This is a genomic window from Nocardia sp. NPDC049190, from assembly GCF_040648115.1.
Classification (GTDB): Bacteria; Actinomycetota; Actinomycetes; order Mycobacteriales; family Mycobacteriaceae; genus Nocardia.
The window spans coordinates 1-13,304 of sequence record NZ_JBEZDE010000071.1; the positions used below are offsets into that span (position 1 = coordinate 1).

At 66.1% G+C, this 13,304-nt stretch carries 1 protein-coding gene; it reads left to right on the top strand.

The annotated features are described in order from the left end of the window. Positions 1–13,304, top strand: a 13,304-nt coding sequence (locus AB0B25_RS30840) for an amino acid adenylation domain-containing protein (protein ID WP_357187022.1), incomplete at both ends; no start/stop codon positions are given.

Genomic DNA, 13,304 nt, shown 5'->3' on the forward strand with positions numbered 1-13,304 from the left:
GTGTTGGATGAGTGGTTGCGGCCGGTGCCGGTGGGTGTGGTGGGGGAGTTGTATGTGTCGGGTGTGCAGTTGGCACGCGGATACATGAACCGGCCTGCTGATACCGCGGCTACGTTTGTGGCCAACGGCTATGGACCGGCGGGATCGAGGATGTACCGCACTGGTGACCTGGCGCGGTGGAGTCCTGACCACGCGCTGGAATATGCGGGTCGTAGTGATTTCCAGGTGAAGATTCGTGGTCAGCGCATCGAACTCGGTGAGATCGAGACCGTCCTCGCCACACACCCCGCTGTGGCGAAAGCGGTGGCAGTGGGCGTAGCGACGGACGGCGGAGCGAGACTGGCCGCCTACGTGATCCCTACCGAGGACGGTATCGACAGCGCGGAGCTGTTGAGTTACGCCGCGCAACGACTGCCGTCGCACATGGTTCCGGACACGGTGATCGCGCTCGACACGCTGCCGCTGTCATCGGTCGGCAAGGTCGACCGTGCCGCACTGCCGCAACCGGTGTTCGCGACGACGACCGAGTTCGTCGCCCCGCGTGACGCGGCCGAGCAGGTTGTCGCCGATGTCTGCGCGGAAGTTCTGGGAATCGAGCGCGTCGGCGCTCTCGACGGCTTCTTCGATCTCGGTGGCAACTCGCTGTCGGCTACCCGGGTGGCAGCACGCCTGAGCGGCGCATTCGGCGTGGACGTTCCGCTGAGCGTGATCTTCGAGTCACCGACCGTCGCGGCGTTGGCGCAGAATCTGCGCACCGCGAACGCGGTGGTACGGGAACCACTTGTGCCACAGGAGCGGCCAGAACGGATTCCGCTGTCACCAGCACAAGCCCGCATGTGGTTCCTCAATCAGTTCGACACGAGCTCGCCCGTGTACAACGTTCCGTTGGTCGTGCGCATGTCGGGAGATCTCGACGTGGCCGCCATGCACGCGGCGATCGCGGATGTGCTCGACCGACACGAATCGCTGCGGACCGTCTACCCGGACAGTGAGAGCGGACCGCACCAACTGATCGTCTCCGCGGACGTCGCCCTGCCCAGGTTGACCCCGGTCGATGTCGCGGAGAGCGACGTCGAAGCGCGCATCGCCGCCGAAGTGGCAGTCGGATTCGACGTCACATCAGAAGTGCCCTGTCGAATTGCTCTGCTGCGCAGTGCACCTGAGGATTACATCCTGGTCCTTGTCGTCCATCACATCAGCATCGACGGGTCGTCGCTCGCACCGTTCGCCGCTGACCTGATGACCGCCTACCAGGCTCGTGTTCGCCAACAGCCTCCGCAGTGGGCGCCGTTGCCCGTGCAGTACGCGGATTACGCGCTGTGGCAGCGAAAGTTGCTCGGCACCGAGGACGACTCGAACAGCCCGACCGTCGCCCAGACGGAGTACTGGCTGGCGGCGCTCGCCGACCTGCCCGAAGTGCTCGACCTGCCCATCGACCGTCCGCGGCCGGCGGAGCAGTCGTTCCGCGGCGCGACCGTCTCGGCGACGCTGCCGGCGGAACTGCATCGGGATGTGGCCGCGCTGGCCCGGCGCCACGACACGACGGTCTTCATGGTGACGCACGCGGCATTCGCTGTGCTGCTCGCACGACTGTCGGGTACTGGTGACATCGCGGTCGGCACACCGATCGCCGGCCGCGGCGAGCCCGGCCTCGACGGCCTGATCGGAATGTTCGTCAATGCGCTGGTCCTGCGAACACGCATCGAACCCGACGCCCCCTTCATCCGTATCCTGGACCAAGTCCGGGCCACCGATCTGGCCGCGTTCGAGAACGCGGACATTCCGTTCGAGCGCCTCGTCGAGGTGTTGAATCCGCCGCGCACGACCGCGCATGCACCGTTGACCCAGGTGGGATTCTCGTTCCAGAATATCGAGATCCCCACCGTGGAGTTCGAGGGCCTGACGGTTTCGGCAGGTATGGCCGCCTTGAGCGTGGCGAAATACGACTTGCATCTGAATCTCGTCGATGCCATCGGTCCGGATGGCGAGCCCGGTGACATGGCGGTCGAGTTCGATTACGCGACAGATATTTTCGATGCGTCAACCGTCGAGGCGATGTTCGACCGCTACCTGCGGCTGCTGCGCGCGGCCGTTGCCGATCCCACGCGCGCCATCGGTGACATCGATCTGCTGACCGCACACGAGGCGCGGGAGTTGACCGCGCGGTCGATCGGGTCACCTACCGAGGAGTCGAGTTCGACGATCGCGGACTTGTTCGCCGCGCAGGCAGCGGCGACGCCCGACAGCACAGCCGTGGTGGACGCCCGGAACGGAGATTCGCTCAGCTATCGTGAGTTCGCGGCGCGGGTGAATTCACTGGCGAGAGTGCTGATCGAGCGCGGCGTCGGCCCAGAGACCGTGGTGGCGGTTTCGATGCGACGTTCAGTCGATCTGCTGACGGTGCTGTACGCGATCCATGTGGCCGGCGCGGCCTATCTGCCGTTGGATCCGGACCATCCGGTCGATCGTGTGCGTGCCGTCCTCGGCGTCGCACAGCCGCGCGCTGTTCTCGCCGGCTTGGCCGATCTGGAAAGCCTGCCCGCCGATGTGCCGGTGTGGGTGGTCGAGGAACTCGATACCGGACACGTGGATTCATCGACGGTGACCGATGCTGATCGCACTCGGCCGCTGAAACCCGGCGACCTCGCCTATGTGATCTACACCTCCGGCTCGACAGGTGTGCCCAAGGGCGTGGCGATGCCGCACGCCGCCGTGGTGAATCAACTCCGGTGGATGCGTGAGCATTACCGGCTGGGCGGCAGCGACGTCATGATGCTGCGGACGCCGTTCACGTTCGACCTGTCGGTCTGGGAACTGTTCTCCGCGTTGACCTGTGGCGCTTCATTGATTGTCGCTGGCCCCGACACACACGGCGACCCCGGTGCGGTGGCCCGGCTGATGGCAGAACACAGGGTGACGACGGCGGATTTCGTGCCCTCGTTGCTCACGGCATTCCTCGATGTGGCCGCTGGGCGCGAGTTCCCTGACCTCAGGCGCGTGCTGTGCATCGGCGAGGCGCTGCCGGCGGAAACTGTGCGCCGGTTCCGCGATATCAGTGACGCGCGTATCGACAACCTGTACGGGCCGACGGAGGCCGCGGTGAGCGTGACCGCGCACCGCATCGACCGGGTCGACGGTATGGCGGTGCCGATCGGTACACCCGAGTCGAATGTTGTCGTACACGTGCTGGATTCACGTCTGCATCCGGTACCTGTCGGGGTGACGGGCGAGCTGTACCTGGGCGGTGTCCAACTGGCCCGCGGCTACCATCAGCGTCCCGGGCTGACAGCCGCCGCCTTCGTCGCCGATCCCTTCGGCGGCCCGGGCGGATCTCGCCTGTATCGCACCGGCGACCTGGTTCGCTGGGATGAGAACGGGAACCTGCGATACATCGGCCGCGCCGACTCTCAAGTGAAGGTTCGCGGCTTGCGGATCGAACTCGGCGACATCGAAGCCGCGTTGCTCGCACACGAGCAGGTGAGCGCAGCTGTCGCGCAGGTGCGCACCGATCGTGGCGAACAGCGCTTGACTGCGTACGTGGTCGCCGAAGCGGAGATCGACGCCAAGCAGATCCGGGGCTTTCTGCTCGAACGCCTGCCCGCCTACATGGTGCCGTCACCAGTGGTGCGGATCGACTCGATCCCGCTCACGGCGAACGGCAAGGTGGATTATCGGTCGCTGCCCGTGCCGGGTGTGAGCGCTCAGGAGTCCGAGTACCGGGCGCCGCGGGGGCTCATCGAGCAGACTGTCGCCGGGGTTTTCGGCGAGCTTTTCGACCTCCCGGAGGTCGGCGCGGAGGACAACTTCTTCGGCCTGGGCGGAAACTCGCTCATCGCGACCCGTGCCCTGAGCCGGATCGGCGACGCCGTCGACGTGTCCATTCCGGTGCGAGTGATCTTCGAGGCGCCTACGGTCGCCGACCTGGCGGAGCGTATCTCACAGTTGCGTGCGGTGCCGAGTCTTCCCGCGCCGGTTCGCAAGCAGCGGCCGGAGAGTATTCCGCTGTCGCAGGCACAGGCCCGTATGTGGTTCCTCAACCAATTCGATCCCGACTCGGCCGGATATATCGTGCCGCTGGCGATTCGACTCGAGGGCGTCCTCGATATCGACGCATTGACCGCGGCCTTCGGTGATGTCATCGAGCGGCACGAGAGTTTGCGCACGGTGTACCCGGCCATCGATGGCACGCCGACGCAGGTCGTGCTGGATGCGGCGGTCGTCGTCGCGACGTGCGATCTCACACCGCAGCCGATCGGGGAGCGCGACCTGCCACGGCGGTTGGCAGAGTTCTCGAGCGTCGGATTCGACGTGTCGAAGGGCGTGCCGGTGCGGGTGGCGTTGTATCAGCTGTCGGACGCGGCCTGGACGGTCGCGGTGGCCGTACATCACATCAGTTGCGACGGATACTCGGTGGCACCGCTGGCCACTGATCTCGTGACGGCCTATCGGGCGCGGGCGAATGGGAACGCGCCGGACTGGGCACCGCTGACAGTGCAATTCGCTGATTACGCGCTCTGGCAATATGAGGTGCTCGGCTCGGTCGACGACCCGGATTCGTACGCGGCTCGAGACATCGCCTACTGGCGATCCCAACTCGCGGGCATACCTGATCTGGTCGAGCTGCCGACCGATCGGCCGCGACCGATCGAGCAGACCCAACGTGGCGCCGTGCTCCACGTCGCGATACCCGGTGAGCTGCAGGGCCGGCTGGAGTCGCTCGCGCGTCGCGCCGGGGCCACCACATTCATGGTGGTCCACACGGCGCTGGCGGTGTTGCTGTCGAAACTGTCCGGCGGGGACGACATCACCATCGGTGTACCACACGCGGGTCGCGGGGACAGATCCTTGGACAACCTCGTCGGAATGTTCGTCAACACCTTGGTGATGCGCACTCGGATCTCACTCGATCAAACGTTCATGAGCTTGCTCGATGAGGTGCGGCGCACCGACATCGAGGCTTTCGACCACACCAACGTGCCGTTCGAGCAGTTGGTGGATGCCCTGAACCCGAACCGCTCGACAGCGCATACGCCGTTGTTCCAGGTAATGCTCGCCTACCAGAATATGGAGCGCGCTCGGGTCGAACTTCCTGGTCTGACTGTCGAGAACGTCGACCCGGGCGACAGTGCCGCGATCTACGACCTGATGCTCATGATGGCTGAGGGACACGGCACGCACAATGAGCCGACCGGTATCTCGCTGCGCTTGACGTATGCCACGGATCTCTTCGACGAAGACACTGTCCGGCGTTTCGCCGAACAATTCGTCCGTGTTCTCGACGCTGCCGCGACAGATGCCGATTCGACTGTGGGCGAGATCGAATTGCTCGGTGTTGCCGAGCGGCAGAAGATCTTGGAGCGATGGAACGACACTGCCGTCCCCGCCGTACCCGGCCGGACGCTCGTCGATGCGTTCGACGCACAGGTCGCACGCACGCCGGACGCTCCGGCGCTGCGACTTCCGGACGGTAGCGCCGCGACCTACCGGGATTTCGACACCCGCGTCAATCGTCTGGCCCGTTGGCTCATCGCGCGGGGCGCGGGGCCGGAAACCGTGGTGGCGGTGGCGATCCGGAGGTCTGTCGAGCTCGTCACCACGCTGTACGCGGTGGTGAAGACTGGTGCGGCGTTCCTGCCGATCGATCCGGATCATCCGAGTGCGCGGATCGCGAGCGTGCTCACCGCGGGGCAACCGTTGATGGTGCTCACGACCTCGGTGGACGGCGATGAGTTGCCGGAGGGCTTCGAGTCCGTGCGGATCGATCACGCGGACGTGGCCGATCTGTCCGATGCCCCTGTCACGAACGTGGATCGGCGTGCGCCTCTTCGGGCGGACAACATCGCCTACGTTTTGTTCACCTCGGGCTCCACCGGCATGCCCAAGGGGGTCGCCCTGACCCATGCCGCGACCGTGAGCCAGTTGGCGTGGGCGCAGCAGCAGTGGCCACACGACGCGTCTGACGCGGTGCTCTACAAGACCCCGATCACGTTCGACATCGCTGTGTGGGAGTTGTTCTGGCCGTTGCAGACCGGCGCGCACATCGTCGTCGCCGAGCCCGACGGGCACCGCGATCCAGGGTATTTGGCCGGTGTCATCGCGAGCTATCGGGTCACCACGGTGCACTTCGTCCCGTCCATGCTCGATGTCCTGATCGAGTCCACCGGCGCCGAGCAGCTGTCATCAATTCGGCGGGTATTCGCCGCGGGTGAGGCGCTGGCACAGCGCACGGTCGACTCGGCGGCGCGCGTGTTCGTGAATGCCGAGGTGGTGAACTGGTACGGCCCGGCGGAGGCGGAGGTTGTGACCGCGCACCGTTGCCTGCCGGGTGGGACGATCCATGCGACTGTGCCGATCGGTAAGCCGGTGTCCGGCATGAAGGTCTACGTGCTGGACGCGCGACTGCGGCCGGTGCCGGTCGGTGTTGTCGGCGACCTGTACGTGTCGGGGATTCAGCTGGCGCGCGGTTATCACGCACGCGCCGGCCTCACCTGTGGCGTCTTTGTCGCGCACCCATTCGGAGTGATGGGTGAGCGGCTGTATCGCACCGGCGACCTCGTCCGGTGGACCGAGACCGGAGAGCTGGAGTTTCTGGGCCGCAATGACTTTCAGGTGAAGGTGCGCGGTCAGCGGGTGGAACCGGGCGATATCGAAGCGGCGTTGTCCGCAATTCCCCAGGTCGTACACGCCGTGGCCATCGCGACGGCGGAACGAATCGTCGGATACGTGACGCTCGTGCCCGGCGCGGTAACCGATGGGCGTGCGATTCGTGACCAACTCACCCGGTCGCTGCCGGCATACCTGGTGCCGGCCGGAGTGCAGGTGATCGATTCGATACCGCTCTCCGCGAACGGCAAGCTCGACCGAGCCGCGTTGCCGCAACCGGTGTTCGACGACGACGCGGAGTTCGTCTCACCCCGAACTGATCGTGAAGTGGTCCTCGCCCACGTTGTCGCCGAGGTTACGGGGGCCGACCGGGTGAGCGTCACTGCGAACGTCTTCGAGATCGGTGTCAATTCGCTGTCGGCTGCCCAGATCGCAGCACGGGCCGGCGCGGCCCTCGGGGTCGATCTCGGCATCCGTGACATCTTCGACGAGCCGACGATTGCCGGACTGGCTGACCGGATCGCTACGCGAACGCACTCCACTGCGCCGCCACTCGCGCCGCGGCCGCGACCGGCGGTGGTTCCGTTGGCGGCGGCGCAACGACGGATGTGGTTCCTCAATCAGTTCGATACCTCCTCGGCGGCATACAACCTCTGTTTCGCGGCCCGGTTGACCGGTCGGCTGGATGTCGATGCCTTGCGGGCAGCGCTCCTGGACGTGGTGACCCGGCACGAACCACTGCGGACGGTGTATCCGATTGTCGACGGAGAACCTTGTCAGGTCGTATGGGATGTCGCGACGATGGCCGCCGAGTTGGTGTTGGATGCGGCGCCGGTCGTCGACGAGATGGAACTCGGCGACCGGATCCGGGCGACCGTCGAGGCGGGATTCGATATCGCGGAATCGGCGCCGGTGCGAGCACAGCTGTATCGTGCCGGCGTCGACGATCATGTGCTGGTGGTGGTGGTCCATCACATCGCGGCCGACGGTTCGTCGATGGCACCGCTGGCCCGCGATGTGTTCGCCGCCTACCGGGCGCGTGCGAAGAGTAGAGCGCCGCAGTGGGAGCCGTTGGAAGTCCAGTACGCCGACTACGCGATGTGGCAGCGGGAGATGCTCGGCTCCGAGGACGATCCGACGTCGTTGATCGCGCGGCAGATCGCCTACTGGACCGAGACTCTCGGCGATGCTCCGGAACTGCTCGGCCTGCCGACCGATCGGCCCCGGCCTGCCGCCATGTCGATGGTCGGCGGCAATGTTCGCTTCGGGATGTCGGCGCGGTTGCACGACGACATCGTGCGGCTGGCGCACCGTGAAGGTGTCACGGTGTTCGTCGTGCTGCACGCCGCGCTGGCGATCCTGCTGGCTCGCACCGCGCACAGCGAGGACGTCTCGGTAGGCACTCCCGTCGCAGGTCGCGGCAGTCAGGCCCTCGACGATCTCGTGGGAATGTTCGTCAACACGGTAGTGTTGCGCACCCGCCTCCGCGATGACCAGTCCTTCCGGGAATTGTTGGCCGAGGTACGCGGCGTCGACGTGGCGGCGCTCGCACACGCGGACCTGCCTTACGAGCGGCTGGTGGACGTCCTCGATCGTCCGCGTTCGACGGCGTATTCGCCACTGTTCCAGGTGATGTTCGGCCTGCAGAACATGCGGGCGGCGCGATTCGAACTTCCCGGTATCGGCGTCGAGCTTCTCGATCCCGGTATCGCGCAGGCCAAGGCCGATCTCACCGTGCTGGTGACCGAACGTCTCGAGGGCTCTCGGCCGGCCGGGATCGACGGTGAGATCATCTACGCCACTGACCTGTTCGTCGAATCGACGGCGGAATCGTTTGCCGAGAGGTTTATCCGCGTCCTCGAAGCGGTCATCTCCGATCCGACCCGGCCGGTAGGTGACATCGGGCTGCTGAGCGCCGAGGAGACCGGACGTCTGCTCCCGGCGGTTGGCGGCGGCGACGTCCCACCGTGTCTGCTTCCCGACGTGTTGGCAGCCGCCGTAGCGGCAGACCCCTCGGCGATTGCCCTCATCGGAGACACCGAGACCCTCACCTACGGGGAGCTCGACCGTCGTGCCAACCAACTCGCCGGTCATCTGCTCGCCCGTGGCGTCGGGCCGGGGGCGTTCACCGCGTTGGCAGTACCGCGGTCGGTCGACTATCACGTCGCCATGTGGGCGATCGCGAAGACCGGCGCCACGTTCGTCCCGGTGGACCTGCGGTATCCCACCGAGCGGATCGCGCACATGGTGCAGGATTCCGGTGTCGGAGTCGGCATCACGGTGGCGTCCGCGCATGCGTCGCTGCCAGGCGGTATCGAATGGCTGGTGCTCGACGATCCGCGTTCGGCCGCAGAGATCGCCACCTATCCCCGCGGTGCGATCACGGCCGCGGATCGCCCACGCGCACTGCAAGTTCAGGATGCGGCGTATCTGGTCTACACCTCGGGTTCGACCGGAACGCCCAAGGGAGTCGTCGTCACGCATGAGGGCGTGGCCGGGTTCGCGGCTGAGCAGCGTGATCGTTACCGGGTGGATGGCGCGTCGCGAGTACTGCAAGTGGCGGCGCCCGCTTTCGATGCGGTCCTGCTCGAGTCGTTGATGGCGCACGCGGCTTGCGCCGCACTGGTGGTGTCGCCGCCGGAGGTATTCGGCGGCCCGGATCTGGCCGCGCTGATCCGGGAACATCAGGTGTCGCACGCGTTCCTGACACCGAGTGTGTTGGCGACGATGTCGCCTGCCGACCTCGATTCGGTGCGGATGCTGGCGGTCGGCGGCGAAATGGTGGCCGCGGATCTGGTTGCTGCGTGGTCGCCGGGGCGGCACCTGCACAATATCTACGGGCCGACCGAGACGACGATTGTGGTCACGATGAGTGACCCGGTGCAGCCCACCGACGTGATCACGATCGGCGGGCCGATCCGTGGGGTGCGCGCTGTGGTCCTGGATACGCGATTGCGGCCGGTGCCGGTCGGAGTCGCGGGTGAACTGTACATTTCGGGTGCCCAGTTGGCGCGCGGTTACCTGAATCGGTCTGCGGCGACCGCAGGCGCGTTCGTGGCGAACCCCTACGGTGGTCCGGGCTCACGGATGTATCGCACCGGCGACGTCGTCCGCTGGACGTCGCGGGGTGCGCTGGAGTACATCGGCCGCATCGATTTTCAGGTCAAGATTCGTGGCCAGCGCATCGAACTCGGCGAGATCGACGCCGCGCTGCTCACGCATCCGAGGGTCGCGTCGGCGGTGACCATGAGTCGCAAGGGACCCGGCGGTCAACCGCTGCTCGCCGCGTACGTCGTGCCGGAATCCGGCACGGTCGTGGAACCGACCGCCGTGCTCGATCATGTCGCTGCCGTATTGCCCGCGCATATGGTGCCGTCGACGATCACGGTGCTCGACCACATGCCGCTCGCGTCGACCGGCAAGGCGGATCGGAAAGCACTGCCGGAACCTGTCTTCGAGGCCGCCGGAGAGGATGCCATCGCGGCATCCACCACTCTGGAGCGCACCATCGCCGGCGTGTTCGCGGACGTACTTGGGATCACATCGGTCGGCGCGACGACCTCGTTCTTCGCGCTCGGCGGCGATTCCATCATGTCCATCCAGTTGGCATCCCGGCTGAAGTCCGCGGGCGTCGTCGTGACGGCTCGGGACATATTCGAACGTAAGACGGTTCGGGAACTGGCGCGCGTTGCCGAAGCCTCCGAGCGGGTGTCGCTCGAAGAGTTGCCGGGGGGTGGTGTCGGCGACGTTCCGTTCACGCCTATCGTCTCGTGGTTCACCGGCCGTCCCGGCTCAGCAGATCGTTTCGCTCAGTCGATGCTGGTGCGTCTGCCACGGGACGCGCGAATCGATGAGGTGACATCGACCGTGCAGGCGGTGCTCGAGCAGCACGACATGCTGCGCTCGACGCTCCGTGAACGTCGGTTCGACGTGCCGCCGGCAAGCGCCGCCGATGCCTCGGGTTCGATCTCGACCCGTACCTTCCAGGCCGACGAGGCGCCGGGCAGCGCGGGGTTCGCCGCGGTGGTGGAAGCGGCCTTGGCCGAGGCATCCCACTGTCTCGATCCAGCCCGGGGACGGATGTTGCAGGTCGTGTGCTTGCTTCCCGAAGCGGGCGTCGATGCCGATGCCCGTGCCCTCATCGTGATCCATCACCTGGCTGTCGACGGGGTGTCGTGGCGAATCCTGCTGCCCGACTTCGTGGCCGCCTGGCAGCACATCACACAGGGGCGCGCGGTCGAGTTGCCCACGCAGGGAACGTCTATGCGCCGGTGGGCGCACGCGTTGACGGCTGCCGCCGTGGATCGCGCCGGTGAGTTCGAGCTGTGGCATCGGGTGAATGCGGCCGCTGATCCGCTGCTGGGCAGTGCGGCGTTGGATCCCACCGTCGACACCCAGTCGACTGTGCGGCATCTCGCGGTGTCCATCCCGACGGAGGTGACCTCGACGTTGCTCGACGCGATGCCCGAGGTCGTTCAGGGCAGCCTCGACGATGCGCTGTTGGCCGGTCTCGCCGTGGCGGTGACTCGCTGGCGCGGGCGCCGCGGAGTCGCACACGCGGGGATGAAGGTCCTGTTGGAGGGGCATGGGCGGGAAGAGCAGGTTGTCGCGGGAGCGGACCTCGCACGGACGGTCGGTTGGTTCACCAACGCGTATCCGGTTGCGCTCGATCTGAGCGGAATCGAGGACACGGACCTGCGCGCGGCGGTGAAGTCGGTGAAAGACCAGCTGCGCGACATCCCCGACAAGGGCATCGGTTACGGCCTGCTGCGCTACCTGAACACCGACACGGCCGATCGGCTCGCAGCGTCGCCGGAGCCGCAGATCAGTTTCAACAACCTCGGCCGCGCCGGCGTCGATCTCACGACACTGTCGGATCTCGCGTGGATTCCGACCGATGAGCAGTTCGATCGGTATGCCGCGTTCGATCCGGATATGCCTGCGGCAGCAGTTGTCACGATCGACGTGAATATCATGGACACCGAGGCCGGGCCCGAACTGTCGGCACACGTCGGGTACGCGTCGCGGGTGATCGATCACGATGACGTCGCCGAACTCATCGATGCCTGGGTCGCGGCCGTGACCGAGATTGCCGCGGCCGTCCGCGTGAGCGAGAGCTGGGGACTCTCCCGGGCGGACGTTCCGCTCGTCGAGGTCACCCAGTCCGACCTGGACGCGTTCGCCGACCGGTACGGACCGCTGACCGATGTGTGGTCGCTGGCGCCGCTGCAGGCCGGGCTGCTATTCCACGCCGAACTCGCCGCAGGCGAACTCGACGTGTACACCGCGCAGTCGGTACTCGCTCTCGCCGGAGCAGTCGACGAGCATCGGCTCCAGCGCTCGGCGCGCGCTTTGCTCGAACGGCACCCCAACCTGCGGGCTGCCTTCACCCGAACGGCAGACGGCGTTGCCGCCCAGGTGGTTCCCGTCGAGACCGCCCTCCGTTGGCGCAAAGTCGAGATGACCGGCAGCACAGCGGAACTGGATGAGTTGATCGCAGCCGAGCGGGCGGTCGCATTCGATCCCACCGACCCGCCGCTGCTGCGGTTCCTGATCATTGCCGTGACGGCGCAAGACTTCCGGATCGTGCTGACGGCTCATCACCTGCTGTTGGATGGTTGGTCGTTGCCGCTGCTGTGGCGTGAGCTGATCGGCCTGTACGCGGTGGGCGGACAGGCGGATCTGTTGCCTGCCGCGGCTTCGTACCGCGACTACTTGGCTTGGCTGGACCGGCGCGAGTTGTCCATCGGCATCGAGGCGTGGCGAGACGTACTACGCGATGTCAGCGAACCCACCTTGGTCGCAGACCCGCGCACGGACGCGACCGTCGATATCCCGATCGATCTGGCTGTGGTGCTCGATCGCGCCGCAACGGACGAGCTGGTGGAATTCACCAGGGCACAATCCGTGACGATGGCGACGATCGTGCAGTTCGCCTGGGCTGTCGTGCTGGGGAACCTGCTCGGCGTCGAACGCGTGGTGTTCGGTAGCACGGTTTCCGGACGGCCCGCCGATCTGCCGGGCGTGGAGTCGATGATCGGCCTGTTCATCAATACGGTGCCGGTCGCGGTGAACGTGTGCCGAGAGTGGACCATCGAAGACACATTGACGCGCTTGCAGGCGGCCAACACCCGTCTGCTCGACCATCACTATGTCGAACTGTCGCACATCATGTCGGCGGCGGGCACTGCCCAATTGTTCGACACGTTGGTCGTCTTCGAGTCGTATCCGGTTGACAGCAGCGGCCTGGGCAACGCCGAGATCGACGGCGTGCGGGTGGTCTCGGCGGAGGGAAGCGACGCCGCGCATTACCCGATCACCGTCCAGGCCCACCAGACTGACCAACTGCACATCAGAGTCCGCTACCAGCGGGGTCGTGTCGACGACGGGACGGCGTCCGGTCTTGCTTCTCGCTTCGAAAAAGTGCTGCGAGCAATTACGACTGATTCGCAGGCACGGCTGGGCACGGTTGATTTGTTGTCGGCTGGTGAGCGGCGGGCGCTGGTGCCTGCTTCGGGCGGTGTTGCCGAGACACCGCGTGTGCTGGCCGAACTGCTGTCTGCCGGCGTGGCCCGGAACTCTGCTGCGACGGCGTTGATTTCGGGCGAGCGTGAAGTGTCTTATGCGGAGTTGGATGTGTGGTCGAATCGTGTCGCTCGGGAGTTGATCGAGTGGGGTGTGGGCCCGGGTGATCAGGTCGC